Raw genomic sequence first — 25947 nt, 5'->3', positions numbered from 1 at the left:
TCCCAAGGTCGGTGAGGCATGTCTTCTCATCGAACCCTTGTCGGCTCGCTTGGTTTCCTATGGGCCCTGCTCGGCATGAGATATCCGCTCGGTCTGTCCGCCTGGATTACGCCTTGCCGATGCAGCCGCGACGCCGCGGGCCAGCCAATCGCAAATCGATATAACCGAAGTTAATCGCGGGCAACTGGCCGCTCATTCAGCGGTTTACTGCACATGCTGAAACCAACTGACGATCGCGACCACCCTCTGGCGCGCCGCTTCGACGCCTTTGTGCGCGATCCCGCCTTTCCTTGCGTTGGTGCCAAGTCGGCGCTTGCGAAAGGGCAGATACGCATCGTCGTCGGCCGTGACATGCGGTCGGCGTGGGACGACCTGCGCATCTATCCCAACCTGCTCGATCTGGCTTGGACCTATGCAAGCGAACCGAGCCTATTTCACTCGCTTGCGGTCGTGTTCGAGGAAGATAGCGGGCTCGACGAGGAAGGGTTCGAACGCTGCCTTTGGGAGCGGCTTGAATCGCTAACGCAAAAGGATGATTTTCACGGGCAAATGGCCGATCCACGCGTCAGCGCCGACCCGGGCGATCCGCATTTCTCGCTGAGCTTCGGCGGCGAGGCTTTTTTCGTCGTCGGCCTTCACCCGCGCGCGAGCCGGCCAGCGCGGCGCTTCGAGCGGCCGGCGCTGATCTTCAACCTCCACGACCAGTTCGAACAACTTCGTGCGAGCGGCGTCTATGACAAGATGCGCAGCACGATCCTCGCGCGCGATGTCGCGCTCGCGGGCGACGTCAATCCGATGCTCGCGCGCCACGGCACCATGTCCGAGGCACGCCAATATTCGGGGCGCGCGGTCGGTAGCGACTGGGTCTGCCCCTTTTCGGGGCGGAGCGGCGTCCCCGCCCCGCGCGATTTCCTGACAGGGCGCGGCGACTGATCGATCGGGCGCGGCTTACACCGCGCCCGATCGTCACGCTTCGGAAGGTGAGCAGGGCTTGCGCGTTGCGAGGTCGAATTCGTCGCCCGCGCTCAGCGCGTGCAGCGTGACATAGTGGATCGAGAGCACGCGCTTGGGCTTGGCTTCGGCGACGTTCGACCGCGTCACATGTTCGGCATCGACGATTGTCACCGCGCCCGACCCGATCACGGTAAAGCGCTCGCCCTCGACGACGATCGCGCTATCCTCATCGATACCGATCCCCAATATCCGCGGATTATGCGCGACGGCTCCCAGCAAACGCCCGATGCGCCCGCGCTCGGCAAAATGCTGGTCGATGATGACATTGGGGATCAATCCGAGGCCCGGCGCCATGTGCAGTTCGCCGATCCGGTAGGATTCGCCGTCGCTGCCGCCGATGAGCATCGTTTCGCTCTGCGCCGATGCGCCGGCCGAGGTTCCGGCGATGACGCCGCCGCGCGCATGGAGTTCGCGCACTGCGGTCTCTAGCGGCGTGTCGCCGAGCTGGCTGACGATGCGAAGCTGGTCGCCGCCGGTGAAGAAGATTCCCGCCGCGCCATCGATCAATTCCTTGTGCGCCGGGTCGTTAGTCTCGGCGCGATCGTCGACATAAAGTTCGACGAGATCAGTGACGCCGAGCGCGCCGAATGCGTCCTTATAGGCATCGAAATAACCTTCGGGTTCGTGACTCGCGACGGTGGCGATAACGAGACGGCCGCCATTCAGCCGTTCGGCGATCGCCCCCAGGATGATACGCTTGTCTTCCTTGTCCTCATGTCCGCCAATGGCGATGAGGGGGCCATAATGATCAGTCATTTAAGATATCGGCTTTCAGTTCATCCTGATGGATGGCGGCAATGATGTCGGCCCGATCGCTCGAAGCGATGGCGAAGGCGAAATTCTCGCTGTTGTGCGCGGCGCCGACGCGGCCGGCCGCGTCGATCGCGATCACGCCCGCTTCGGCGGAGAGCCGCTGCATCGGGGCATGGATATCCTGGACCGCTTCGGCCGCGGGCTTGTCCTCCATCGCGCGGACAACGCGCGCGCCGAGCAGCGTTCGTGCGATCGCCTCCCCTTCGCCCGAGAGCGAGACGCCGCCGATCGCATCATCCGCGTAAAAGCCGCAACCGGGCAATGGGGCGTCACCGATGCGTCCCGGCACGGTGCCGGATATGCCGCCCGTCGAGGTCGCGGCCGCGATGTGACCAGCGCGATCGCGCGCCACGCAGCCCACCGTATCATGGCCGCTCACTCCGATCTTCGGTAGCGTCGGCCGGGGCGGCGTGCAGTGCAGGCCAAGCTTGTAGGCAAAGCGCTCGGCTCCCTTGCCGACGAGAAGGATAGGGGGTGTTTCAAGCATCGCAGCCGCCGCTTCGATCGGATTGGCGATGCGATTGACGGCGCCCACGGCTCCGATGGCGAGGGTCGCGCCATCCATGATCCCGGCGTCCATCTCGATGTCTCCGGCTGCATTGGTTACCGACCCTTGGCCGGCGTTGAACGTCGGATCATCTTCCAAGATGACAACTGCGCGCCGCGCGGCATCGACGGCCGAGCCTCCGCGCGCGAGAATCTCAGCGCCCGCTTCGACAGCGCGCGCGCAGCCGGCGCGGTGCGCGGCCGTTTCCGCTGCCGAGATCGCCTTCGCTCCGCCATGGACGATAATCGCCCAATCGCCCTTATCCATGTGCGAAACCGAGCATTGCGCTGCGCTCCTTCCGCTCAGAGAGGGGGCTGTTCGCGAACCTTTGAACGCGGGCCCAGATTCCTTCGATATCGGTCGGGGTCAGCACGACGATGTCGCCCGGCCGTGCGCGTTCGATACAGCAGTCGGTCGCATCATGTTCATTGGCGAGGCAGTGGATCGACGCGGGATCCTTGCCCGCCGCGAGCGCGCCTTCGGCCATTAGTGCGTTGATCGATCCAATTGCCCGGCCGCGGTTGTCGGGGCCTTCGCGGAACATGATCTCGTCAAACATGCCCGCCGCTTGCGCCCCGACGTCACGCAGGTCGCTGTCGCGGCGATCACCGGGCAAGCCGATCATACCAAGAATGCGGCCGCCCTCCGGGCGCAGCTTTTGGAGGAGAACAGACAGCGCGTCGAGTGCGGCGGGATTGTGCGCATAATCGATGACCACTTTCACGCCGTGCGCTTCGACGATGTTCAGCCGGCCCGGGGAATCTTCGAACGACGGCTGGAAAGCGCTGAGGCCTGCGGCGATTGTCGGAAGCGGGATCCCGTAGGCGGCGGTCATCGCGGCCGCCGCGAGCGCGTTGAGAACATTGAACTCGGCTGCGCCGCCCAGCGTCGCCGGGATATCGCTCGCGGGCAGGACCGGGAAGCGCTCACCATCCTTGTAGAAGAGGATCGAGTTGCTCCCGCACACCACGGCCATGCCGCCGTCTGCGATATGGTCCCGGATCGGATTGCGCTCGACCGCGTTGGCGGAGCCCGAGAACCAGACGATTTTGCCCCGCGCATGGCGTGCAAGTTTCACCGTGAGCGGATCGTCGGCGTTGAGGATGCTGTAGCCGCTGCGCTTCACGCTTTCGACGACCACCGATTTCACGCGCGCGAGATCCTCGACGCTGTGGATGCCTTTCATGCCGAGATGGTCGGCGGTGACGTTGAGCACCGCGCCGACATCACATGCATCGAAGCCGAGGCCTTCGCGCAGGATACCGCCGCGCGCCGTCTCGAACACCGCGGCGTCGACGGTGGGATTGCGCAGGATCATGCGCGCACTTTGCGGACCGCTGGCATCGGACTTCACCTGCTTGCGCCCGTCGACATAAACGCCGGTCGTCGTTGTGAAGCCGACGCGCTTGCCCGCTTCGGCGAGGATTTTCGCGACCATGCGGACCGTCGTCGTCTTGCCGTTGGTACCGGTGATCGCAAAGATCGGGATGCGGCTCTTGGCGTCTTTGGGAAAGAGCGATGCGATGATCGGCGCTGCGACATCGCGCGGCTTCCCTTCGGACGGCGCGATATGCATGCGCAGGCCCGGCGCCGCGTTGACCTCGACAATCCCGCCGCCCGTCTCGGCGAGGCTGCGGCTGATATCGGGCGACATCATGTCAATGCCCGCGACATCGAGCCCGATTGTCGCGGCCGCCTGGATCGCGATCGCGATATTGTCTGGATGCACCTCGTCGGTGCGGTCGATCGCGGTGCCGCCGGTCGACAGGTTCGCGGCGCCGCGCAGCCAGATGCGCGCGCCCGCGTCCGGAATGTCCGAAAGCTTGGCGCCACTTTGTTCTAGGAAGCGACGCAGCACGTCATCGATGCGGATCCGCGTGAGCACCGCCTCATGCCCGGCGCCGCGCCGCGGGTCGGCGTTGACGAGGCCAATGAGATCCTCGATCGAATGGCGGCCATTGCCAATGACATGCGCGGGTACGCGCTCGGCGACGGCGACGAGTTCGCCCGCGACGACGAGCAGGCGGTGGTCGGTGCCGGGAAGCTGCTGCTCGACGATCACGCGGCGGCTTATCGCTACCGCGCGTTCGAAAGCTTCGAGCGCCTGAGTTTCATACCTGAGATCGGTCGTCACGCCGCGGCCCTGATTGCCGTCGAGCGGTTTGATGACGACGGGCCAACCGATCCGCCGCGCGGCCTGCATCGCTTCCTCCGCCGTGCGTACCACTTCTCCGCGCGGCGCGGGCAATCCAGCCGCCTGCAGCAATTCCTTCGCGGCATGTTTGTTGGCGGCGAGCTCGGCGCCGATCAGCGAAGTTGCGCTCGTTACGCTCGCGCGGATGCGGCGCTGGCGGCTGCCGGTGCCGAACTGGATGAGGCTGGCGGTATCGAGCCGCATCGCCGGGATGTGGCGGCGCCGCGCTTCCGCAACGAGCGCAGCAGTGCTTGGGCCGAGCCCGTTGGTTACGACCATCTTGCGAAGGAGGGCGACGATCCCGGCGCCGTCGCCGGGGCGGGCGTCGAGCATCGGGCCGAGCCGGTCGAGACCTTCGACCGCCTGGAATTTCGAGGGCAGGAACGTGGCGACGAGCGCGATCGCGGCGCGCGCCGCAGCAAGCCCGCTTCGTTCGTCGGCATAGCAGAAGAGGATGTCATATACGCCCGGGTGGCCCTTTGCCGAGCGCGTCTTGCCACGCGTGACGGCTGCACCGGCGCGCGCCTGCAGTTCGATCGCGACATGCTCGATGACATGACCCAGCCATGTTCCCTCGTCCATGCGCCTCAAAAAACCGCCCGGTTCGCCATAGCTGCACCCGTGGCTCTTCAGACCGGGAAGCTGAGCAACGAGCGCATCGGCGAATCCCGGCAGCCGATCGGTCGGCCATTGCTCGAGCGCCCCGAGGTCGAGCCGCACACGTATCATCGGGCGGGCGCTGTAGAGATGTGGCCCGCGATAGACGCTGCGTTCGAGCACGCGCATGGGCGCTTCAGTCATATTCGAGCGGACCGGTCCGGTGCGGATCGCCGCAGCCGAAATATTGTTCACATTCATCGTCATATCGCCTCGCTGGTTGATCAGCCAACGCGAGGGCAAGGGCGCAGTTGCGCAATGTAACCTGGATCATGGCGATTGTTCGCAGCGTGGCTGAGCGACCGCGAGCGCGGAAGTTAACATGCATCATGATGATTGCCGGGGGCCTGATGCAACACCCCGTCGCCTCGCCCGTTAGGAAGACGCACAGAGTTCTTACTGATGCGTCCCCAACCCAAGAGCGAGGATCGTCAGATATGTTCACCGAGCGCTTCCTGAGAGACAAACGCGGCGCGAGCCTGACAGCGGCGGAGCGGGCCCGCCTCGAGGCCGCGATCAGCGAGGTCAGGACCTACAAGCCGCGCAAGATCATCGCGAAAGCGGGCGAACCGCTCGATCAGAGCACGCTGTTGATCGAGGGGTTCATGTGCCGTTATCTCGACGACCGCAGCGGCCTTCGGCAACTCGTTGCCATCCATGTTCCCGGCGATTTCCTCGACCTTCATGCCTTTCCGCTGAAGGTTCTCGACCATGACGTCGCGACGCTCACCGGCGCCACGGCGGCTATCGTGCCGCACAGCGAACTCGAAGCGATTGCGGACGAGATGCCCGAACTCACGCGCAAGCTCTGGTTCTCGACATTGCTCGATGCGGCGATCCATCGCGCCTGGCTGTTCCGGCTGGGCCGCCTTGATGCGAACGCGCGCGTTGCGCATTTTCTGTGCGAAACCAACGCCCGCCTTGTATCGGCAGGCCTCAGCGATGGACGCCGTTTCGCGCTCGGGCTCACACAGGCCGATGTGGCGGAAATTTGCGGCCTCACGACGGTCCATGTGAACCGCGTCATGCGCCAATTGCGTGAAGACGGGCTGTGCGTGTTTCGCTCGTCGCTCGTCGAAATCCTCGATCTTGCGAGGCTCACTGCGCTCGGGCAGTTCAATCCCGCCTATCTCTACATCGACGACGACGCCAACCCGCTGCCCTCAGTACAAAGGCCCCGATCATGAATTTAACCGCCACCCACCTTCAGCCCGAAACCGAACCAGGCGTCGCCAGCGCTGAAGAGGGCCTTGTCTTTCTCGATGGGCCTGACGGCATCGCCAAAACAATGACCCCTGACGCGGCGCAGCGCACGGGCCAGAGCCTGATTGAAGCCGCCGCTGAGGCCACAAAGCAAAAGACCGACAGCGATGTTTGATCCGTTCGGTCAATGGCAACGCTTCGCCGCCGCCGGTGTCGCGATGCAAAGGACGGGTCATCAGACGATGAAGACTCTGGACGGCGCAAACAGCGTTCTTCAGGCGCGCAGCACGCTGATTGTCGAGGCCGTGCAATCGCCATGGGCAGCGAATTATGGCGAGCTGGGCCGGATGCTGCCGGAAAAGATGGACGCCTTTTCGCGGGCCAGCTCTGCCGTCGCCGCGGTCATGTGGAAAAGCCAGTCGGCCTGGTCTGATCATATGCAGCATCTTGGCACGATGGCGATGCGCGGGCGTCTGCCGACTGCGGCCGAGTTGGCTGATCTGGGCCGTCGTAATGCCAGCCTCATGCTGAACTCGGTCGAGGCGACAGCAAAGCTTGGCGCAGCGGCGCTCGCGCCGGTGAGCCGGCAAGTGGATAGCAATGTTCGCCGTCTGAAAGCGGCGAAGACGCCCGGCGCCCGGGCGTCTCGCAGAACTTCGCTCTAACCCGGATTTTCGGCGGCGGATTGCAAGCTTGCCTCCATCAGCGGCGCATCCAGCGGGATCGGGCGAGAAATCGCCCGGCTCGGCGGCGGGGCCGCGGTCAGGTCTGTCGCTCGATCTCATAATGGATCGGCTTGAAGCTGCCGCCGCAGCTGTCATACGCCGAGCAGGCTGTCAGGCCGATCACCAGATCTCCCAGCGCGCGTAGCCGGATAAAATCCCCCGGCGCGGTGGGTGGGGGCAGAACCTTGAGCTTTCCCGCCGCATCGACCGGGACGTTCATGAAGATGTTGAAGGCGACGGGTATCGCGTCTTCGCCAATCCCGAAAGGGGCGAGCGCCTCGGCGAGATTGCCGAAGCAGCCGCGGTGTACCGGCTTGTCGGCGTAGAAATGGCGGAAGGTCGCCTCGCTGCACGGCGTTAGCAGAAAATCATGCGTGCCGACGTTATCCTCAACGATCTCGAGCATCGGGTTTGATCGGTTCGACCAGAGCCGGTTTCCGGTCGTGAGCTGGATCGTCTCCTCATAGTCGAACGTCCGGCCGTTCGAGAGGGCTTCGCGGACGTCGGCCTGCATGAAGGCGAGCAAGTCGCTCACCTGACCACCTTCCGGATCGATCACCCGCAAGATTTCGCCTTGGCGCAGCGCAAACGCCGTGCCGCTACGCGGCGCGATAACTTGAGCCATTGGTCTGAATCCTTGATAGAAATCCCGGGCGTGGATGTGTCATCTGCAATACGGATGGCAGCCCCGAAGGCTGCGATTGGCAAAGCAAAATACGGGCAGATCTCGATCACCCGCCCGCATAGGACGGCGCGCCGATTATTCAGGACCGCGAGTCCGGAAGCCGCGCTGGCGGGGCCGGGTCGGCTATACGGCAGCGGTTCAGGAAGCGGCGCGTGCCTTTTCGGCGCGAGCGTCTTCCATACGAATGACGCGGTCGGCCATACCCTGCCATGCGGATGCCGCGCGCAAACTCTGGTCGCGGACTTGTACCAGTCCCGTCGCATCGGCTGTCGCCATGCAGCTCTCGGCCTGGCTCAGATAAAAGTCGCTAGCGGCGGACATGGGCATTCTCCTGAATGTTTAGTCGATCATCTCGGCGATGAGGCGACGGAGTTCTTCGCGCGACAGGGTCGGCAAAGGGCGTCCGTTCGAATTGCTCCCGCCCGGATGGGGCGTGATGTCGAGCGCCGACGGTGCGGCGGCATGAAGTGCGATTTGTAACATCGGTGAATTCTTTATGTTGGGACGACATCGTCGTCGGGTCGGCGGTGCGCGACCGGGCCAAGTTGGTTCCCCGCCTGAGCTGGAACCGATGGTCCGGTCGTTGCGCCGCCGACCCTGGGTCGGTCAGGCCGACGCGAGGTTTACGGCGGAAATCTTTCCGTCGCGGCCGGTTTCAAGTTCATAGGTCAGGCGCTGGTCTTTGTTGAGCGACGACATGCCTGCGCGTTCGACCGCGGTGGCATGAACGAAGCTGTCGCCCGAGCCATCTTCATTCGCAATGAAGCCATAACCCTTGTCCGAGTTGAAAAATTTTACGGTGCCGATCGGCATGAGATGTTTCCTTTCACGAAAACAAAACCCGCCGGCAAAAGCGCAGGCGAGGCTGGAAGCGTGAGAAGGGAAGATCAGCGCGGTAGCGTAAAAATTCCGTCGCAGGCGACGTTAGCAATGACCGTATCGCATGAGGCATCGAAATCGTCAAGAATATTATTCAAATATCTAAATCGCTTATAAGTCAAATTGAAATTAAACTGGTTATTTTGGTCCGAAATAGATTCGCGTGATGATAATATATTTCCAAATATCCCGAATAATTACGATCTATTTTTGAAATTTTACATGGGTATTTCTGCTTGATCGAAGTGGATTTTGCGGAGAAAAATTGATCCGGTAGGTGGCTGATTTTCACAGAAACTTTCCGTCGCATCCGCAGCGGCAAGCAACTCCAAGGGTCCTCCCGCGTATCCTGAGGCCCCCGGCGCACCAACCGCGCTCATTCCCCTGGAGATTTCAATGCAACTTCCCACCGGCTCTCATGTCGCCGTCGCCGACGGCACCCAGTTTCAGCTGTTTCGGAACAGCGGCACCGAACAGGAGCCGAGCCTGAACACCGTCGACCTGCCAACGAGCGATGAAGCTGCACATAATGCCGGGCAGGGTGACACCCCGCGCCAGAACGAAGAAGCTGGTCATGCCGCGTCTGTCGCAGCCGCGCTCAACACCGCAGTGCTGTCGAACAAGATCAAGTCGCTTCTTGTGATCGCCGATCCCAGCACGCTCGGCGAGATGCGCAAGCTCTATCACAAGGCCTTGAGTGCCGTTCTGGTCGGCGAGATCGCAAAGACGCTCACCAGCCAGTCGACCGACGACATTTTGAAATCGATCGCCAACGCCTAGCCTCCTGAAAGGAGTATTGCGCCATCCGTCCGCATGATTGGGCGGCACGTCGTGCGATGGCGGGCGCCGGAAGGAACGTTATGGCGTGGGGCGGATTGGTGGTCTATGGACAAGCGCTCCGGTCGGACGGCCCTGGCGGCCAGTCCCGCCACCTCTCATTGGGCCGAACGCCCCAGGCGTTGGGCGCGGACGACCTGGACACCCGCGTGGCTTTCACGACGTCCAAAGCCGGTGCGGATCGCAATCCGCACGATGGTCATCATTATCCTGACCCTATTCGCGATCTGGCTGATCCTGTTCATCACCAAGGGCCGCTTTCTCAAGGGACCGTTCGAGCGGTTCGCGACGTCACAGCTCGAACGCCAGGTCGACATCGGGGGCGATTTCCAGCTCTATTTGGCTCCGTTCAATGTCAAATTATACGCCGAGGACATCAGTATCGCGAACCCCGAGTGGGCGCAGGCGAAGCAGTTCTTTACGGCAAAGAAGGTGGACACGCGGGTCGCGACCTTGCCGCTGATCTTCGGCGACCGCATCCTCCGCTTCGCCGATCTCGATCGCGCGCACGTCGCGCTCGAATGGGACAGCGACAACAAGCATAACAGCTGGACCTTCGGCGACCCGAACCAGCCGCCAGAGCCGCTCGAACTGCCGCAGGTCCAGCGCGCGGCATTGACGAAAAGCGGGCTCACCTATCGCGACCCCCGGCTGCGGCTGTTCGCCGACATCGACTTCGATACGGTAAAGGCGACAGAAAGCCGGATCGATGACACGATCCGTTTCTCGGGGCGCGGGACCATGCACGCGCAGCCCTTCACGATGACCGGTGGACTGGCTTCGCCGAACGAAACCATCGCGGGCGGCAAAAACAAGCTGACGCTCCATGCGATTGGTCTCGGCAACACGCTGGACGTCGCCGGCACGCTCCCCGGACCGACCGAACTCGAAGGTGCCGATCTCACGCTGCAGGCGCGCGGAGGTAATTTGTCGCGGTTGTTCGATTTCCTGGGCGTCGCGATCCCGGATACGCGCCGGTACCGCGTCACGTCGGCGCTGACCTATGAGGACAAGGTCTGGAAGCTTACCGGCATCAAGGGAGTTTTCGGCGACAGCGACCTCGCGGGTGCGCTCTCGGTCAGCCAGCCCAAAGGGCGGGTGTATCTGAAGGCCGACCTCACGACGCGCTCGCTCAATATCATCGATGCCGGACCGTTCATCGGATACGAGGTCGACCGGCTCGACAAGATGGGGACGGGCGGGGCGATCAAGACCGTTGGCGGTCGCCCACGCGTGCTGCCCGATTCACCGCTGCGCGCCGATGCGCTCAAGCGCTTCGACGCGGATTTGCGATACAAGGTCGCGCAGGTGCGGGCGAAAAGTTTCCCGGTAAGCAACGTCGATCTTACGCTGTCGCTGAAGCGCGGGCTGATGGAAATGAAGCCGCTGACCTTCGTGCTCGGGGGCGGCAAGGTGGCGAGCGATATTTCGATCGATTCGCGACCTGCCGTCGTGCGCACCGCTTATGACATCCGTCTGTCGCCGACGCGGCTAGGGACTTTGCTCGCTCGGTTTGGCGTCGAGGAATCGGGAACGACCGGCACGGTCAGCGGGCGGATCCAGATGGTCGGCCATGGTGACAGCCTGCGCCAGTCGCTGGCGAGTTCGAACGGGCGGATCGCCTTTGTCCTGCCGCAAGGCAGTTTCTGGACGCGCAATATCCAGCTCGCCGAACTCGATGTCGGCACTTTTGTGCAGAAATTGTTCGAGGACAAGCTGAAGAAGCCGGTCGAGATCAATTGCGGGGTGATCGCCTTCACCGTGCGGAACGGCGTCGGCGCAGCGGATCCGATCCTGATCGACACCAGGAAAAATGTCGTCGTCGGTCGCGGCGGCTTTTCCTTCCGGACTGAAGCGATCGATATGGCAGTGCGCGCCGATGGCAAAAAATTCAGCTTGTTTTCGGGACAGTCGCCGGTTGCAGTCGGCGGCTATTTCGCAGCGCCCCGGATCGACCCGATCAGTGACCAGTTGCTCGGCAGGGCCGGTGCCGGCCTCGGGCTGGCGATCGTCGCAACCCCGGTGGCACTGATCATTCCCTTTGTCGATCCGGGCGACGCGAAATCGGCGCAGTGCGGCCCGGTCCTCGCGGGTGCCCGCGCCAGCGCCCAGCGGACGACCAGGGGCGACGCGCGCGACGATGTTGGCAAGGGCACGACGGCGAAAGGCGAGGATGGCAAACAGACGGCGGAGGGAAAGAAGAAGCAACGCAAGAAATTCCTCGGAATCTTTTGAGTCCGCTTCAAACTGCATCCGGCTTCTAGCGCAGTCCTGCGACGTCGCCATCGCCAGCTTTGACGCGTGGTCCAAGGTCTGCTTTTCGTAATTCGCCGCCAGAAGCGACCCGTCTCCAGACCGCCAGATCCAGCGGTAGGGCAAGCTGGCGCGATCGATATAGCTGGAATGTCCGCAACGGAGTGTTTTGCGGATAGGCCCTTCTGGGCGCGAATACCGGAAAGCGGACCTCCCGTTAGATTGGCTTAGCTACAACGCCTACATTGAGAGCTTGTCGCTGGGCCTCCTGCCAACTCTGCCCGATATCGTCATTCAGCCTCCACCGTCTCGGCGGCCGGGTCATTCTTGAAAGCTTGGACCGGCGAAGACCCCGCAGCTATTCGGTCGCACCGCCCAAATCTGTATCTTCAATCGACACATAGCCGGTGTTGGTCAATCGATCGAACGAGGTCACGCCGAGAGCGCGCAAATGCGCCACCGCGGCTACGAATAGCGATGATGTGAGGTCCGCGGAGCCGAGAAGTCGATGTCGGTAAAAGCCAAAAACCTTCACTTCGCGCGACAAGAATGCCGCTTTCTCCGGTTCCTCCGTATACGCCCGAGCGACGAAGCTTCTCCAGCCTTGTGAGAACCGATAGACGTCATACTCATAGTGCCAGTCATGCATGCCGTCGGCATCGGTATCAGAGGCATCAACATGACGATCGATGCTGACGCGCATGCGCATCTTCAAGGGCATAATGACTGTCGGATTTAATTCAAAAACTGTCCGGTCGCGACATCATATGTTCGGGAGATCGATCCATAATCGCCGTTAAACCCAACTGTGAGAACAAGGAATTTCCTCTCGTCTATCGTGATGCCGGATGTGCCATCAATCCTTATCGTCGAAATTGCCGATCGATTGCGGAACCCGATATAGGAAAGCTGATTTTTGTCGCCGTGCATCAGCGCATCGCCCAGCGCATGTTCGAGAGCCGCGAAATTCGTGTCGGAAACGCGGAAGGTTTCTTCGGGCTTGATTGTAGAACTGGTCCCGTCCGGCCGGGAATCCACGACTGCACCGCGCATGGTGATGTCGTCATAGGCATTTTCCTGGGACGGATTTTCGATCGTCAGCTTCACATAGTCCTTATAGATATTCATGCGATAGATTTGCCGGTTGCCAGCATAGGCTATTGCACGATCATATGCCTTGCGGAGCTTCTCCTTATCGAAATTTCCTTCGTCGCGCCCGGTGAGCGTTTTCGGCAAATCCTGCGCGAATGTTGCCACCGTCTCGATCCCGCCCGTCACGAGGGCGAAAGGAGCCAAAAAACCAAGCACAAGGAAGACCAAAGTCGCGATCAAGTTGGCGGTTAACCGCAACGGCGACATTCCGGCGGACAGACTGAGTTCGCCGCCGAAAAACCCCGTGCCTTTATCGGGATATGACATCTCGGCCTTCTGCGTCTTGTAGGCCGGGGGCGGTTCGGCGGCTTTCTGCTGCCATTCCTCGGGCGGGTCTTTGTCGATGAGCCCATAGCCGGGGCTCTCCGGATCCTCGACAAACACGACAAAGCGTCCGGTGTAGAAATTGGGAAGCTCTCCCATAGTGATAAACTGGCGGATTACCGTTTCGTAGGGGGCGTCATGTTCCGGAAACACCGTCAGCGTGAAAATGAACATATGATTGAAGTTCGAAACCGTCAGCCCTGCCTCTTCAAGCTTGCCGACGCGCGCCAACACGCGCCTGCCAGGTGAAATTCCGCCCTCGGCCGATTCGAGAATCCGGTTCGCGATGCCGCTCTGTGCGGACTCCAGCATCGGTTTCAGATTGCGCGATATGCTCGTCACGAACACGCCGGTGAACAGGAAGCTTGCGGCGATGAATCCGATCACCACGAACGGTATCCATGAATCGGGCGCAACCCCGTTCGCGCCGGCGACGATAAAGCCGACAAATGCTCCTATCGTCATCCACAGCGCCGCCAGAAAAAGGAAGCGGCGCGGGTTGAATCGGGCCTTCGGCGGGGTTGGAGAGCATTTGCTTTGCATCAACATGGATATGGTCCGTCGTCAGAGCGTCTGGCAGAGCTTGCGGCGTAAATCAGGGGAGTGCGGGCCTCGTTTTGAGATTGATATTATGAGGCAATCTTGCAGCGCTGCAAGCGCCGGTGTTCGATGGCTTCTGTTTGAGAGCAATCCCGGAAAGTGCCTGATTTTGGCAGCGTCGGACGGAATGAAGCGGAACAGGCTCAAGATCATCGCCAACTCTCCGACTGGCGGCCGTTCAGATATGACCACAGATCGATATTCATACGCGGGCATGCGATTGCCCGCTTAGGCTGTCAGCTCTGGTCATCCCGGTTTGGCGGGGCAGATTGCTGTCGAGGGGATGGCCGCTCTGGAGGTTGTGGCGATGAAAGCGGATAATCCGCAATCGGCCAGATCATGCCTCGCTGCCTGGCATCGGCGCCGATCGCGCGAAGCGCCTCGTCGGGTGGCCCTAAAACGATTCCTTCGATCACTTCGCAGTCGCCCACTGCTGCACGAGCTCACTTGCTTGTCTCAGGCGCATCCGGGCCGCGTCGGGATGACGAAAGTTGCAACCGAAATCGAAGCGCAGCGAAGTTTCACGGTCGCTGGCCCGCCAGTTGAGCGCGCCCGTTCCCTGATCTGTGACCGCCCCGTCGCAAGGTAATTCGCGCATGTCCTCGAGCGGCTGCAATATCACGCGAATGCGTTCGAAGCCCTCCGGTCCGGCATTGAACGTGCCGCCCGCCTCGACGCGAATGGTTGTCCGGTAAGCGCCGCGCCCTGAACGATCGATCCACCATTCGGTCCGTCCGCCGGTCCAGCCGTTCCCGGTGCCGGCATAGGAAATGCGGTCAGGTGCTCTGGCCGACTCAGATTCCGGGATCCGTCCTGACGTATCGGTCAAGCCAGCCAATGCGATGGCGGCGAGGGATGCGAGTTTCCAAATCATAGAGCAACTCCGCTGTCTTCGTCATCGATGCGCCGCCGCGCCGGGCGCGCGGCGGCGCTAGCGCACCTGGCCAGCGAAATCGTGCACGAACAGCCCCGGCTTCCGGCTGTCAAACATCGCCTGAAGTTCGCAGGCCGTGCCCGCCCGCTTCTTGCAGTTCGCCCGCGCCGCCGCCTGCGCACGCTTGGCCGTGGTTTCGGCCGTCGCGCCGTCGTCGCTGCCACTGATGCGATAGGCCTGGATATACCCGTTTCCGGACAGCGCGTTGGTTTCGCACGGACGCAAGGTTGCATCACTGCACGCCTTGATCGCCGCCGCGGTCGCGGCATCGGCGCTGCGGTGGCCACTCGCGACATAGAGCCTGGCATTATATCCGTCGTCGGCGCCCCCGACGACCCAAGCCGACGCCGCGAAAGATTTACGGACCGCGGGGCCGGGGAAGCGCCGGTTTGTGCTGGCGCGAATGGTCGCAAAAACCTCGCACGGCAGCAGCTGCTTTGACGAACAGTCCGCCATCACCTGATCGCGTTCGGCTCCGCCCTCGCCGGCCCAACCTTTATAGAAATATCCGCTTCGGTCGCGGATGATCACTATCGACGAATTCCACCATGTGCCGGCCGATGTGCAGCCCCCGCCCATTACCCTGTTGCACGCATCGAGCGCGCCTTGCTCGGCAACATTATTGGCGCCGACGTAATTGCCATCGACCCAGACATCGGCGGCGTCGACATGCCAGGCGATGGCTGCATAGCTGTTGCCGGACATCGGCGCCGGCGCGGGTGTGCCGCCACTATCGACGCGCTCGCACAGTGGCGTAGGAGCGACGCCGGGGCCGCCGGGGGCCATTCCGACCAGCCGTTCGCCCGGTCCTGGACCGTTGCACGGATAGTGCTGCGCGTGCACCGACGCCGGCCAAAGGCAACAGGCCAACGCGATCAGGAGCATTTTCCCGATCATGTGCATATTGAAGTTGCGCATCATACAAGTCATCCTAGGCGGTTGATATGGTTCACGATAACCTAAACTTCCTGCGCGAAAAGTGTTTGCGATCACACCGTCCCGATACAGGATTAGGGACGGACGGACGGATAGGGCGGGGATCGTGATGGCGCCGTAGCGAGAAACTTTCGGCCCTCATCGCAGAGCTGGTCGCCGGCAGCGAAATACCCATCGAGTGAACTTATGCGGCCGAGATGCGCGCCGAGTTGGCGCGCGACAAAATACCGAAACGACGCTGACCCGCCGGCAAAGGTTCAAGATCTGCACACTGCTCATCGCCGTTCGGGCGGTCTCTACCCGCGACAAACCAGCGCCACATGGAAAATTCAGTATAAGCTTGCGTCTCCACAATGATTGTGAGGGGGTGCGGCGCAGCGGGACGGTGATAATATGCGCATGGGCCGTTTCCTCAACCGGTGACAATCAGACTCCGCAGATCAGCTCGCTTTGGCCGCGCGATCGGGCACTGGCATCGGTGGGGCGGATCGTCGTCGCGACTGCGACATCGTCGTCAACGGCAAAGTCCCCGTTCTTGTCGATCTTGAAACCCATCTGCCGGAAAGCGGCTTGGACCTTGCTTGCCGGATCGCCGAACGCCACGCCCTGCCATTCATAGCCGACAATCACGGCGGTCACGCGCAGGCCGCGAAATTTCTTGTCGACCGGGAAGTCATATTCTTCCCCGGTCTCTTCCATACTTTGCCCGTCGCGTGCCTTGCGGGCCTTTTCGAAATAGGGCTCGAGCTCGGGGCCGAGCTCGCAGGTCCGCGCGTCGAACTGGATGAGCGAATTGGCCACCGCACCTTTCGCCGGGGACGGTTCGGTCACACAGGCCGACGCCGCAGGCGTATAGCCAACGCCGCCGCCGGGCAGCCCGACCTCGGTGAAACCATCGGCGGTTACGCCGACCAGCCGAACCGCCGCGCCGGGCTTTATGACCGTCTTGGAAGCTGCGGCTGCCGCGGCGGTTTCGAATACAGTGCATTGCGCGGTCGCGATGCGGTCGCTGCCATCGAGGCTTGCCAGCACGGGGGGAGTGGCTGTCGCGAGGTTGGCGAGGCTGACGAAGCCGCCGGCGATCTTGAGCCACTGCTTGCCGTGCTCGTCGATGACGAGCGTGCCGCTTACTTTTTCGCCGCGCTTCAGCGATCCGACGACCTTCGATCCCTGAAGCGACGCGCGGTCGCGCAAATTGGCCTCGGCGACGGCATAGAGCGCAGCCGTCTCCGCCGCGGGGCGGTCTTCTCCTGCCTTTGTGTTTTCGACGATGCCGGGCTTGTCCGCCGAGCTCGAGAGGCCGAGCCAGGCCCCGCTGCCGATCGCGACGGCCAGCAGCGTGGCGCCGCCGAGAAGCAGTCCGGTCTGGCGCGGTGCGGGTGAAGCGCCCTCAGTCTCAACGTCTATGACCGGCAAGGGCGCCGAAACGATCGGCGACGAAGCGACGGGGTCGGTGACAGCTTCTGCGCCGGAAACCGCCGCGCCGCATGCCGCGCAGAAACGCGCATCGGGGGACAGCGGCGATCCGCATTCGGAGCAAAATTTCGCCATTTGCCTTTCGTCCTTCGATTCGTTGAAACACATTTCGTCGCTCCGCTTAGCGAGCGATTGTGCATGGTCGATGTGATCGACCGCACATTGAGCGAATAATCAACGAAATTCGTATGATAGATGCCTATCTGTTACGGCACCGCATTTTTTGAGGAAAAAGCGTCGCCAGACTATCTGCGCGCACGTAGCTGACCGCTATCTCCGCGGTTTTCGATGCTTTAACATCATGCTAGCGGCCGATGAAATGGTGAGCCCGATCACAATCTTTGCGTATTCGATCCGTTACGGACGCCTTCGAGAAAGGGGTGCGGATTCGCCCTCGCAACTCCACCGCCGAAAAGGATCGAGAATGTCCCACCGCCGATTGAGCTTCCTCGCCGCGATCGTCGCGGCGCCGCTGTGGGCGACCATGCCCGCCGCGATTGCCCAGGAAGCGCCCGGAAGCGAGCTCAACGACGACCAGCAGAAGATGCTGGACCTTATCAACAAGGGCATGGACTTCGAGCGCGCGGACAAACCCGTCGAGGCCGAACGCATCTATCGCCGCTGGATCGAGGAAGCGGCGAAACGTTATGGCGCCGACGGGCTGCTCACGAGCCTCGGTTACCGGCTGCTGGCCGGTAGTCTCGAATCGCAGAATCGGTTCAAGGAGGCCGAGCCTCTCTGGAAGCGCCTGCTCGACATCAACCGCGCGCAGCTTGGCGAAGAGGATGACGAGACGCTGACTGCCTACATGTTCCTCTCGGCCAACTACATCAAGCAAGGGCGTCCGGGCGAGGCGCTGCCGCTGCGCCGTGCGATCCTGGCAAAGCGGATCGCGCAGCGCGGGGAGAAGGACGCAAAGACGATCATCGCGACGGCCAACCTCGCCCGGATTCTCTCCGACCTTGGCGAGATGAAGGAAGCTGAGACGCTGTTTCGCAAGGCGCTCGCCACCAGTCTCGAAGTGCATGGCGAAAAGCACAGGGAGACCGCCACCGCCTATGGTAATCTGGGCGATGTGATGCGTAGCCTTGGCCGCTATGGCGAGGCGGAACCGATGCTTGAGAAGGCACGCCTTATCGACGAGACCCTTCCGGAGACGACCACCGCCGACATCGCGCTCCGCTATTACAACAGCGCGGTGAATTTCGGCGACATGGGCCGCTATTCAGACGCCGGCGCTGCCGCCAACAAGGCGCTCGACCTGTGGCGGACTAGCAAGGGCGACGATAGCCCGCAGGCGGCGCTGGGCTATACCGCGGTCGGTTATGTCTTAATGTCGGAAGCCCGCTTTAAGGAAGCCCGCATCGCCTATCGGAAGGCGCTCGACATCCGGCGCACGCGGCTCGGCGAAGAGCATCCGCTGACCGGCGAGGCCTATAACAACCTCGCGATCAACATGGAAAACCAGGGCCAGCCGCCAAGCGCGATCGAGCCGATGTTTCGCAAGGCGCTCGACATCACACGTGCATCGCTTGGCGAGACCAGCCCGCGTACGGCGACCCTCTACGCCAATGTCGCGCATATCCTGAACCAGCAGGGCCGCTATATCGAGGCCGAGCCCATGTATCGGCGCGCCCTCGACATTCAGGAACGGATCACCGGCGCCGAACATCCTTCCTATGCGACGACGCTCCTCAATCTGGCGTTCAACACAAGCGATAACGGCCGCGACGATCAGGCCGAGCCGATGATGCGGCGCGCCCTCGGCATTTTCCGCGCCAAGTTCGGCGACGACAACCCCGAAACGGCGTGGGCCTATACCAGCCTCGGCTCAACGCTCGGCGCGCTCGGCCGCCACAAGGAAGAAGCCGAAATGACGGCCAAGGCGCTCGATATCCGGCGCCGTCTGCTCGGCGAGAATCATCCCTTGACGGCAATCGCCCATAACAATGTCGGGGACGCGTTGGTTCGCGGTGATGGCGGCCAGGGCGACAAGGCTGCCGAGCCCTACTATCGCCAGTCGCTCGCGATCCTGCTTCGCACGGTCGGCGAATCGCACATCGACACGGCGCACGCCTATAGCCGTCTCGCTTCCAGCCTCGGGCGGCAGGGGCGAGCGGTCGAGGCGGAGCAGGCGGCGGCCAAGGCGATCGCGATCGCGCGGCGCCTGAACGAGCAGGCCGCCGCGGGTGCGAATGCGGTCACGCTGTCGGCGCTCGACCGGCAGCAAGCCGATCCCGGTCGCAGCATCTATACCACCTATATGAATTCGGCCTTTGCGCTGATGAGCGATACGCCGGACGCGGCGGGACAGTCGGCGATCCAGAATCGTGCCTTCCTCGCCGCACAGGACGCGATCAGCTCGGCGTCGGGGCGCGCGGTGCTGCAAACTGCCGCGCGTGCCGCCGCCAAGACGCCGCAAATGGCGGAAGCGGTGCGCCAGGAACAGGATCTCGCGGTACGGGCGAACATGCTCGACAAGAATCTGCTCCGCGCGCTCAGCGATCGCAAGCCGGTCGAAGTCATACGGCTTCGTAGCGAACTCGACGCCGTGCAGGCGCAGCTTGCGGACGTCGGCGCGCTGATCGACCGCAAATATCCCGCCTATCGAGAGCTGGTCTCGCCGCGCCCGATCAGCCTCGCCGAAACGCAGAAGGCGCTGCGTCCAGGCGAAGCGCTGCTGCTGATGACCGAAGCGGCGAACACTTTCCATTTGTTCGTGGTTACCCCGACCGCGGTCGGCTGGAGCCGTCCGGGTAGCGGGATCAACGTTATCCTCAAGCAGATTTCGGACCTGCGGTGCGACGTCGATTATGCAACCTGCACCGATGCCCGAAAGGCCGAACTCGACACGCTGCCGGCTACCGAAAAGGAGCAGGAAGGTCAGCGCCGCTTCGATCTCGATACGTCGCACGCGCTGTATCAGGCCCTGATCGAGCCGGTCGAGCCGCTGCTAAAGGGCACAACGCGCCTCTATGTCACGAGTTCGGGCAAGCTCGGCGATCTCCCGCTTGCGCTGCTGTCCACATCAGCGCTTCCGGCAGGCGCGGACATGGCTGACCCCGACGTGCTGGCCCGCGCGCAATGGCTCGCCGACCGTTACGCCTTCACCAGCCTGCCGTCGGTCGCATCCCTAACGCTCGCGCGTGACCCACGCGCCAGGGCGGGCATCGAGAGCTTTCGAGGCTATGGCGCTCCGGTCCTGCTCGGCGGCGATACCGGCGCGCGCGCGGCCACGGGGGTCGGGGTTTTCGACGCGGTATCCGACGCGGGCTCGCCGCTCGCCGACCCCGATGCGCTTCGCAAGCTTGCACCACTGCCCGGCACTAAGGTCGAGCTTACGGCGATGGCCAAGCTGTTCGGCGCGCCGGACAAGAGCCTGACGCTTGATCGCGGCGCGACCGAAGCGGCGTTGCGACAGGATCCCTCACTGGCGAGCAGCCGCGTGATCGCGATCGCGACGCACGGTTTGCTTCCCGATCCGCAGCTCGGGCCGGGCGAGCCCGGCCTCGTCATGACGCCTCCCGCGAAGCCGAGCGACCTCGACGATGGATTGCTGACCGCGACCGAAGCGGCACAGCTCGATCTTGCAGCGGACTGGGTCATCCTTTCGGCGTGCAACACGGCATCGGCGAGCAATTCGGGCGGCAGCGACAGCCTGTCAGCTCTTGCCCGCGGCTTTCTTTACGCCGGCGCGGATGCGCTTCTCGCCAGCCATTGGCGCGTATCGGACGATGCCACTGCGGCGCTGACGGTCGAGACGCTCATGGCGCGGCGGGCGGATCCAACGATGACGCGCGCGCAGGCGCTGCAGATCGGGATGAAGGCAGTACGGGCCGGAATGCGCGCCGACGGAAGCGTCGTTCCCGGATGGCGCCCGGCATGGGCCCATCCCGGGGCCTGGGCGGCGTTCACCAATATATCAAACCGTGACGAATAGGTGCGTCGAGCGATCGCTTTGGAGCTCAGGCTGGTCCAAAACAGGCGGTTTTTTCGTCACTTGCCAGAGATGGCTCCTGCCGCCCAGCCAGTCGAATCTTCCAGATTTGGCTGAAAACATGGAAATTCCGGTATCGACGTCAGCCCGGCGCAGCTCCCCATCGCCCGGCCACGTGTCGATGGGTCTGTCCCCGATGATCCGCTAATGCGCGTCGGAGCGCGGGAGGAGGATTGTCGCGAGGCCCAAAAGGGGCAGATATGCGCAGAACTTATACACCCAGACGATGCCATAGAGGTCGGCCAACTGGCCGAGTCCTGCCGCGCCGATCCCGCTGATCCCGAACATCAGACCGAACATCAATCCCGACACCAGCCCGACGCGGCCCGGGACGAGCTCCTGCGCGTATACGACGAGCGCGGCGAACGCCGATGACATGATCAGGCCGATCGAGATGGCCAAGATCGCCGTCCAGAAAAGATTGGCGTGCGGCAGGATCATCGCGAAGGGCGCGACGCCGAGAAAGGACGCCCAGATCACGGCTTTGCGGCCAATGCGATCGCCGACCGGTCCGCCGGCGAAGGTTCCGGCCGCGATCGCGGCGAGGAAGCAGAAGAGATAGAATTGGGATTCGCGCGCTGTCAGCTCGAACCGTTCGATGAGGTAGAAGGTGAAATAGTTGGTGAAGGCGCCGATGTAGATGAATTTCGCGAACATGAGGATGCCGATTGCCGAAAGCGCGCGAACGATTTCGCGGCGGCTGTGCGGCGAAGCACGGGCGGCGGCGGGAGCACTGGCTTGCGCCCGGCTGTGCCGCACTCTCCAGCGCGTGACGCCGAAGAGGACCCAGATCGCCGCGACGGCGACGAAGGCGAGCCAGCCGACCGCGGTCTGTCCGAACGGCAGAATGATCGCCGACGCGACGATGGGGCCCAGCGCCGAGCCCGTATTGCCGCCGACCTGGAACGCCGACTGGGCGGTTCCGAAGCGGCCGCCCGATGCCATCCGCGCGACGCGGGAGGCTTCGGGGTGGAAGGTCGCCGATCCGATGCCGATGACGGCGGACGCGAAGATCAGCGCCGGATAGCTTCCCGCCATCGCAAGCCCGCCGACGCCGGCGAGCGTGACGATCATGCCGAGCGGCAGCAGATAGGGCAGGGGGCGCTTGTCGGTATAGAGACCGACCCATGGCTGCAGCAGCGAGGCGGTGACCTGATAGACGAGCGCGATCCAGCCGATCTGGCCGAAGCTCAGATGATATTTCTCCTTGAGCATCGGGTAAATAGCCGGAAGCACGGCCTGGATCAGGTCGTTCAGAAGGTGCGCGAAGGCGACGGCGCCGACGATCTGCACGACGAGCTTCGGTCCATCCTGACGCGGCGCCACTGGGGAGAGCATATCGGGCGAGGCGGGAAGGCGGGCGGCGGTATCGGTCACGATCGGGTCTTTCGATTTTCAGGAAGCGGGCCTCTAGCAAGGACGCTTCGTTCCAGCTTGCTTGTATGAGCCAATCATTTCTGCGAGTGGGACATGATGCACTTTTATCCCGACGAGAATGATCATGTGGCCCGGCCCGTCATCGCGATCGGTCACGATTATCCGGACTCGTTCGAGTTGGCCGAGCACCGGCACCGTCGCAGCCAGTTCCTCTATGCGGCGCGCGGTGTGATGGCGGTCAGCACGCCTTCGGGCGCATGGGTGGCGCCGCCCGAACGTGCGGTCTGGATCCCCGGTGGTACGCCGCATTCGGTTCGCATGGTGGGGGCGGTGCAGACCCGAAGCGTCCTTGTCGAACCCGGCGAATGTCCCGGGCGGGGATTCCAGTGCCAGGTCGTCGGCGTGTCGCCATTGCTTCGCCACCTGCTGTCCGCCGCCGCGCACGTGACGCCCGAATATGATGTGGCCGGCCGCGACGGGCTGGTCATGCGTCTGCTGATGGCGGAAATCGATGCCGCGCCGCCGATCCCGCTGGCGGTTCCCTTCCCGTCGCATCCCGGGCTCGCAAGGCGATGCCACGCCTTCCTCGAGCGGCCGAACGCGGCTGCGACGATCGATGAATGGGCGGATGCCATGGGAATCAACCGCCGCAGCTTCACCCGGCTCTTTCGGCGCGAGACGGCGATGAGCTTTGCCGAATGGCGTCAGCAGGCCTGTCTGTTGGTTGCCCTTCCGAAATTGGCGGCGGGGGAGCCGGTGACGTCGATTGCCTATGATCTCGGTTACGACGGGCCGGGCAATTTTTCTGCGATGTTCAAGCGCGTGCTCGGTGTTCCGCCGAGCCGCTACCGGTTGCCTTGATATATGCGTGATCGGGGGTGCCGGATATGTCTTCGCCGATCGGTGAGGACGTCGGCTCGCCGCGTCCGTTGCACGGCCGGGCAACATCGCATTTGGCACGCGGTCGTGCGATGCGGCACGGGCGGGCATATTTGTTCGACAGGAGCGCTTCATGCACAAATCCTTCGGCCCGATCGCAGCGCTTTTCCTCGCGAGCACGATACCGCTCGCTGGCCCCGCCGCGCAGGCGCAGGAGCCAGCGCCTGCCGCTTCGTTTGTCGTGGGTGCCAAGGTCTATGACCAGAATGGCGAAGAAGTTGGCCAGATCGCCAAAGTGTCAGGAGACAGGGTGGCCGTGTCGATTGACGGCAACGGGCTGGTGGTTCCGAAGAATGCCTTTGTGAAGAGCGCGAAGGGCCCGGCGTTGAAAGCCCCGAAGGAGAAGATCCTCGCCGTGCTGAGGCAGGCCGAGGCCGATGCGGCGGCGGTCGACGGAGCCTTGAAGCCGGGCGCCGAAGTTCGGAGCGCCGACGGCGCCGCGGTACTCGGCAAGGTTACGGCGATGGCGCCTCAGGGCGCGGTGCTGGCGACCAGCGAAGGCAATATCACCATGCCGCGCACCGCATTCTTCCTGTCGGCGAGAGGATTGGCGATGAAGGTCAATGAAAAGCAGTTTCTTGCGGGCGTCAGGGCGGCGCGGGCGCAGAAGAAGGGCGGTTGATCCCGCGCGCGTGCTTCAAGGGAGAATGAGATGGCGCTCGAAAGGGAGCTTTATGACATCGAGCAAGGATTCTGGCTCGACGGCAAAGATCATTTCCTGAAGCATGTCGACCGCCAGTGCCTGCTTGCCTTTCCGCAGGCGGGAGAAATGCACGGCGTCCATTCGCGCAAAGAGGTCGCGGCGACGGCGACCAACGCCAACCGTTGGCGTGACCTGACGATGGGGGATCGTCAGCTTCTGGATAACGACGAAGATTTTGCGATCATCAGCTACCGGGCAGATGTGACGCGCGCCGATGGCGAACCCTATGCGGCGCTCGTCAGCTCAGCCTATGTGCGGCGCCCCGATGGTTGGAAGCTGGTGTTTCACCAGCATTCGCCGATATGATCGGTGACTAATCGCTGGCCTCGCCCAGCGTGGCGCCCAAAAAAGGATCGGCTATCGGCCACCGCGGGCGATGTCGACGCCTTCCATCAGCGCCCAGAGGCGGCGAAGCAAAGCATTTGGAAAGGGCGGCGCGAGAGGGACCAGTCTGCTCGCGCCSCCCTGCCGTTGCCGTGCGTGTGGGGACGCCCGGCATCGATTGATCATCTGTCCAACCGATTACGATATTCCTGAATTCTGGTGATTCGAAGGCCGGGGATGCCCGCGCGATCGATCGACCGCCGCCAGGCGGCAAGTTCCTCGACGCTCAGCCGGTATCGCGCACAGGCCTCGCTCTGGCTGAGCAATCCGCCATCGATCGCGGCCAGCACTTCGGCCTTGCGGCGGCTGACCCAGTGCGCCGTGGACGAGGACGGCAGATCGTCGAGAGTGAGCCGGCCCAGCGGCCCCATGACCGATGCCGGCCTTGTTTCATATTCGAGCACTGCGAACTCTCCATTCGCGCGGCCTGCGCCGCTTTGTGCCCCCCGCCCGACATCTGCAGGAAGGGGGTTAACAAAAACTTGCCAGAAGGCGCACGATGCGGTGAACCGTTCGTCGCCGCTGCGGCGGACACGGCCTTGTTGTGCTTGTCGTGCTTGTCGGGATTATATTGATCCGCCTCCTGCCGCGACCATCCTCGGCGGTATCGCGCAGGCTCGAACTGCCTCAGTGTCGCCGCTCGCCGACAGGCAGCTATCGGCCGGTTGCGGCTAAAGGAGCCTGGCTATCGATGTCGGGCCGGGTTGGCATCTGGATGAGGTTGGTGAACGCCATCACGACCGCGCCCTCCTGATTGGTAACGGTCATTCGCATGGTCAGCACGCCTCGGTCCGGCTTGCTTCTGGAACGCGAGATGTCGACGACCTCGCGCGTGATGCGAAGCACATCGCCGGGCCGCACGGGTACGCGCCACGCAAGATCGTCGATTTTGAGGCCAAGAAGCGGCGTGCTCCCGAACGGGGCGGCTTCGACAAAATCGCGCATCACGACCGAGGCGACGTGCCAGCCGCTGGCGATAATGCCGCCAAAGCGCCCGCTCGCGGCCGCTGCGGTGTCGATGTGCATCGGCTGGGGGTCATATTCGCTTGCGAAGCGGATGATCTCCGCTTCGGTCATCTCGATCGGGCCGCCATGCCATTGCTGGCCGAGCTGCAAATCATCCAGAAAAAGCGATTTCGACATGGGGGCTCCGTTGTTCCCGGCGCGGGGGCCCGCAGTGGGACACCGGCCGTGAGAGTTTCGCGGCCGCCTATAGTCCATGCTGGGGCCCGCCTCAATCGTACAGGCCCGGAGCCGCGTCACGTTTGCCTTTTTACAACCAGGGACGAAGCACCGGTTGCCGGTTGCCGGTTGATCC

General features: G+C 62.9%; 25 protein-coding genes. 10 read left to right on the top strand and 15 right to left on the bottom strand.

Features of this window, described 5'->3' with window-relative positions; translation table 11 throughout:
* The first annotated feature begins 213 nt into the window (after positions 1-213).
* The gene (gene gntA, locus ASD73_RS10390) at positions 214-933 is read left to right on the top strand and encodes a guanitoxin biosynthesis heme-dependent pre-guanitoxin N-hydroxylase GntA (protein ID WP_056372061.1); all 720 of its coding nucleotides are present in this window, start codon (positions 214-216) and stop codon (positions 931-933) included.
* Between the two features lie 33 nt (positions 934-966).
* Here the strand turns inward: gntA and ASD73_RS10385 are convergent, their stop codons facing one another.
* From ASD73_RS10385 to cphA, 3 genes are read right to left on the bottom strand one after another with little or no spacing between them, the layout of a single operon-like run.
* Positions 967-1770, bottom strand: a complete 804-nt coding sequence (locus ASD73_RS10385) for a cyanophycinase (protein ID WP_056372059.1) — start codon at positions 1768-1770, stop codon at positions 967-969.
* On the bottom strand, positions 1763-2641 hold the full coding sequence (locus tag ASD73_RS10380; protein ID WP_056372057.1) for an isoaspartyl peptidase/L-asparaginase family protein: 879 nt from the start codon (positions 2639-2641) through the stop codon (positions 1763-1765). Before ASD73_RS10380 ends, ASD73_RS10385 begins: the two co-directional genes overlap by 8 nt.
* A complete protein-coding gene (cphA, locus tag ASD73_RS10375; RefSeq protein ID WP_235534314.1) occupies positions 2634-5432 on the bottom strand; it encodes a cyanophycin synthetase in 2799 nt (932 codons plus the stop codon). The genes ASD73_RS10380 and cphA overlap by 8 nt, the downstream gene beginning before the upstream one ends.
* A 230-nt stretch (positions 5433-5662) precedes the next feature.
* Here cphA and ASD73_RS10370 point away from each other — a divergent pair, with 230 nt between their 5' ends.
* Genes ASD73_RS10370 through ASD73_RS10360 form a run of 3 tightly spaced genes read left to right on the top strand, consistent with a single transcriptional unit; the run spans position 5663 to position 7093 of the window.
* Complete coding sequence (locus ASD73_RS10370) at positions 5663-6412, top strand: Crp/Fnr family transcriptional regulator (RefSeq protein ID WP_056372055.1); 750 nt, start codon at positions 5663-5665, stop codon at positions 6410-6412.
* The gene (locus ASD73_RS10365) at positions 6409-6603 is read left to right on the top strand and encodes a hypothetical protein (RefSeq protein ID WP_056372053.1); all 195 of its coding nucleotides are present in this window, start codon (positions 6409-6411) and stop codon (positions 6601-6603) included. The genes ASD73_RS10370 and ASD73_RS10365 overlap by 4 nt, the downstream gene beginning before the upstream one ends.
* Positions 6596-7093: a hypothetical protein gene (locus ASD73_RS10360; RefSeq protein ID WP_056372051.1), complete on the top strand. Its 498-nt coding sequence runs from the start codon at positions 6596-6598 to the stop codon at positions 7091-7093. The genes ASD73_RS10365 and ASD73_RS10360 overlap by 8 nt, the downstream gene beginning before the upstream one ends.
* A 97-nt stretch (positions 7094-7190) precedes the next feature.
* On the opposite strand, the gene ASD73_RS10355 is transcribed toward ASD73_RS10360, so the two are convergent.
* From ASD73_RS10355 to ASD73_RS10345, 4 genes are all read right to left on the bottom strand, one after another.
* Entirely contained in the window at positions 7191-7778 is a 588-nt protein-coding gene (locus ASD73_RS10355) for a DUF1989 domain-containing protein (RefSeq protein WP_056372049.1), read from the bottom strand.
* A gap of 198 nt (positions 7779-7976) precedes the next feature.
* A complete protein-coding gene (locus ASD73_RS10350) occupies positions 7977-8159 on the bottom strand; it encodes a hypothetical protein (protein ID WP_056372047.1) in 183 nt (60 codons plus the stop codon).
* Between the two features lie 18 nt (positions 8160-8177).
* Positions 8178-8321: a hypothetical protein gene (locus tag ASD73_RS22760; protein WP_156377353.1), complete on the bottom strand. Its 144-nt coding sequence runs from the start codon at positions 8319-8321 to the stop codon at positions 8178-8180.
* A gap of 123 nt (positions 8322-8444) precedes the next feature.
* Positions 8445-8651, bottom strand: a complete 207-nt coding sequence (locus ASD73_RS10345; protein WP_056376019.1) for a cold-shock protein — start codon at positions 8649-8651, stop codon at positions 8445-8447.
* 462 nt (positions 8652-9113) lie between these two features.
* Between ASD73_RS10345 and ASD73_RS10340 the strand changes: the two genes are divergently transcribed.
* Positions 9114-9497 (top strand): baeRF12 domain-containing protein, encoded by a 384-nt coding sequence (locus tag ASD73_RS10340; RefSeq protein ID WP_056372043.1) that lies wholly within the window; start codon positions 9114-9116, stop codon positions 9495-9497.
* A 252-nt stretch (positions 9498-9749) separates the two neighbouring features.
* Complete coding sequence (locus tag ASD73_RS10335; RefSeq protein ID WP_082521475.1) at positions 9750-11789, top strand: AsmA family protein; 2040 nt, start codon at positions 9750-9752, stop codon at positions 11787-11789.
* A gap of 376 nt (positions 11790-12165) precedes the next feature.
* On the opposite strand, the gene ASD73_RS10330 is transcribed toward ASD73_RS10335, so the two are convergent.
* From ASD73_RS10330 to ASD73_RS10310, 5 genes are all read right to left on the bottom strand, one after another.
* Positions 12166-12516 carry a hypothetical protein gene (locus tag ASD73_RS10330; RefSeq protein WP_156407322.1) on the bottom strand — a complete coding sequence of 117 codons (351 nt, stop codon included), beginning with the start codon at positions 12514-12516 and terminating at the stop codon, positions 12166-12168.
* A gap of 26 nt (positions 12517-12542) precedes the next feature.
* Positions 12543-13832, bottom strand: coding sequence for a hypothetical protein (locus tag ASD73_RS10325; protein WP_056372039.1), 1290 nt, complete (start codon positions 13830-13832; stop codon positions 12543-12545).
* Positions 13833-14295: 463 nt separating this feature from the next.
* Positions 14296-14757, bottom strand: a complete 462-nt coding sequence (locus ASD73_RS10320; RefSeq protein WP_056372037.1) for a hypothetical protein — start codon at positions 14755-14757, stop codon at positions 14296-14298.
* A gap of 57 nt (positions 14758-14814) precedes the next feature.
* On the bottom strand, positions 14815-15738 hold the full coding sequence (locus ASD73_RS10315) for a DUF4189 domain-containing protein (protein ID WP_056372035.1): 924 nt from the start codon (positions 15736-15738) through the stop codon (positions 14815-14817).
* Between the two features lie 441 nt (positions 15739-16179).
* A complete protein-coding gene (locus ASD73_RS10310) occupies positions 16180-17304 on the bottom strand; it encodes a zinc-ribbon domain-containing protein (RefSeq protein ID WP_162248144.1) in 1125 nt (374 codons plus the stop codon).
* A 349-nt stretch (positions 17305-17653) separates the two neighbouring features.
* On the opposite strand from ASD73_RS10310, the gene ASD73_RS10305 reads away from it, so the two are divergent.
* Positions 17654-21169 (top strand): CHAT domain-containing tetratricopeptide repeat protein, encoded by a 3516-nt coding sequence (locus ASD73_RS10305; RefSeq protein ID WP_162248143.1) that lies wholly within the window; start codon positions 17654-17656, stop codon positions 21167-21169.
* Between the two features lie 201 nt (positions 21170-21370).
* On the opposite strand, the gene ASD73_RS10300 is transcribed toward ASD73_RS10305, so the two are convergent.
* A complete protein-coding gene (locus ASD73_RS10300; RefSeq protein ID WP_235534309.1) occupies positions 21371-22603 on the bottom strand; it encodes an MFS transporter in 1233 nt (410 codons plus the stop codon).
* A 126-nt stretch (positions 22604-22729) separates the two neighbouring features.
* Between ASD73_RS10300 and ASD73_RS10295 the strand changes: the two genes are divergently transcribed.
* From ASD73_RS10295 to ASD73_RS10285, 3 genes are all read left to right on the top strand, one after another.
* Positions 22730-23464, top strand: coding sequence for an AraC family transcriptional regulator (locus tag ASD73_RS10295; protein ID WP_235534307.1), 735 nt, complete (start codon positions 22730-22732; stop codon positions 23462-23464).
* A gap of 151 nt (positions 23465-23615) precedes the next feature.
* Positions 23616-24164 (top strand): hypothetical protein, encoded by a 549-nt coding sequence (locus ASD73_RS10290; RefSeq protein ID WP_056372027.1) that lies wholly within the window; start codon positions 23616-23618, stop codon positions 24162-24164.
* A 30-nt stretch (positions 24165-24194) separates the two neighbouring features.
* The gene (locus tag ASD73_RS10285) at positions 24195-24551 is read left to right on the top strand and encodes a hypothetical protein (RefSeq protein ID WP_056372025.1); all 357 of its coding nucleotides are present in this window, start codon (positions 24195-24197) and stop codon (positions 24549-24551) included.
* Positions 24552-24751: 200 nt separating this feature from the next.
* Here the strand turns inward: ASD73_RS10285 and sciP are convergent, their stop codons facing one another.
* A complete protein-coding gene (sciP, locus tag ASD73_RS10280) occupies positions 24752-25033 on the bottom strand; it encodes a CtrA inhibitor SciP (RefSeq protein WP_082521472.1) in 282 nt (93 codons plus the stop codon).
* Positions 25034-25283: 250 nt separating this feature from the next.
* Positions 25284-25772 carry a MaoC family dehydratase gene (locus ASD73_RS10275; protein ID WP_056372021.1) on the bottom strand — a complete coding sequence of 163 codons (489 nt, stop codon included), beginning with the start codon at positions 25770-25772 and terminating at the stop codon, positions 25284-25286.
* Between the last annotated feature and the right edge of the window lie 175 nt (positions 25773-25947).

Origin of the sequence: Sphingopyxis sp. Root154, from assembly GCF_001427105.1 — a bacterium.
Classification (GTDB): domain Bacteria; phylum Pseudomonadota; class Alphaproteobacteria; order Sphingomonadales; family Sphingomonadaceae; genus Sphingopyxis.
Note: the sequence above shows the minus strand (reverse complement) of the source record. Positions and strands in the feature narration are given on the sequence as shown.

Coding starts and splice junctions, on each gene's coding strand:
- gntA (WP_056372061.1), top strand. CDS start 214: ATGCTGAAACCAACTGACGATCGCGACCACCCTCTGGCGCGCCGCTTC.
- ASD73_RS10385 (WP_056372059.1), bottom strand. CDS start 1,770: ATGACTGATCATTATGGCCCCCTCATCGCCATTGGCGGACATGAGGAC.
- ASD73_RS10380 (WP_056372057.1), bottom strand. CDS start 2,641: ATGGATAAGGGCGATTGGGCGATTATCGTCCATGGCGGAGCGAAGGCG.
- cphA (WP_235534314.1), bottom strand. CDS start 5,432: ATGACGATGAATGTGAACAATATTTCGGCTGCGGCGATCCGCACCGGA.
- ASD73_RS10370 (WP_056372055.1), top strand. CDS start 5,663: ATGTTCACCGAGCGCTTCCTGAGAGACAAACGCGGCGCGAGCCTGACA.
- ASD73_RS10365 (WP_056372053.1), top strand. CDS start 6,409: ATGAATTTAACCGCCACCCACCTTCAGCCCGAAACCGAACCAGGCGTC.
- ASD73_RS10360 (WP_056372051.1), top strand. CDS start 6,596: ATGTTTGATCCGTTCGGTCAATGGCAACGCTTCGCCGCCGCCGGTGTC.
- ASD73_RS10355 (WP_056372049.1), bottom strand. CDS start 7,778: ATGGCTCAAGTTATCGCGCCGCGTAGCGGCACGGCGTTTGCGCTGCGC.
- ASD73_RS10350 (WP_056372047.1), bottom strand. CDS start 8,159: ATGTCCGCCGCTAGCGACTTTTATCTGAGCCAGGCCGAGAGCTGCATG.
- ASD73_RS22760 (WP_156377353.1), bottom strand. CDS start 8,321: ATGTTACAAATCGCACTTCATGCCGCCGCACCGTCGGCGCTCGACATC.
- ASD73_RS10345 (WP_056376019.1), bottom strand. CDS start 8,651: ATGCCGATCGGCACCGTAAAATTTTTCAACTCGGACAAGGGTTATGGC.
- ASD73_RS10340 (WP_056372043.1), top strand. CDS start 9,114: ATGCAACTTCCCACCGGCTCTCATGTCGCCGTCGCCGACGGCACCCAG.
- ASD73_RS10335 (WP_082521475.1), top strand. CDS start 9,750: ATGGTCATCATTATCCTGACCCTATTCGCGATCTGGCTGATCCTGTTC.
- ASD73_RS10330 (WP_156407322.1), bottom strand. CDS start 12,516: ATGCGCATGCGCGTCAGCATCGATCGTCATGTTGATGCCTCTGATACC.
- ASD73_RS10325 (WP_056372039.1), bottom strand. CDS start 13,832: ATGTTGATGCAAAGCAAATGCTCTCCAACCCCGCCGAAGGCCCGATTC.
- ASD73_RS10320 (WP_056372037.1), bottom strand. CDS start 14,757: ATGATTTGGAAACTCGCATCCCTCGCCGCCATCGCATTGGCTGGCTTG.
- ASD73_RS10315 (WP_056372035.1), bottom strand. CDS start 15,738: ATGATGCGCAACTTCAATATGCACATGATCGGGAAAATGCTCCTGATC.
- ASD73_RS10310 (WP_162248144.1), bottom strand. CDS start 17,304: ATGGCGAAATTTTGCTCCGAATGCGGATCGCCGCTGTCCCCCGATGCG.
- ASD73_RS10305 (WP_162248143.1), top strand. CDS start 17,654: ATGTCCCACCGCCGATTGAGCTTCCTCGCCGCGATCGTCGCGGCGCCG.
- ASD73_RS10290 (WP_056372027.1), top strand. CDS start 23,616: ATGCACAAATCCTTCGGCCCGATCGCAGCGCTTTTCCTCGCGAGCACG.
- ASD73_RS10285 (WP_056372025.1), top strand. CDS start 24,195: ATGGCGCTCGAAAGGGAGCTTTATGACATCGAGCAAGGATTCTGGCTC.
- ASD73_RS10275 (WP_056372021.1), bottom strand. CDS start 25,772: ATGTCGAAATCGCTTTTTCTGGATGATTTGCAGCTCGGCCAGCAATGG.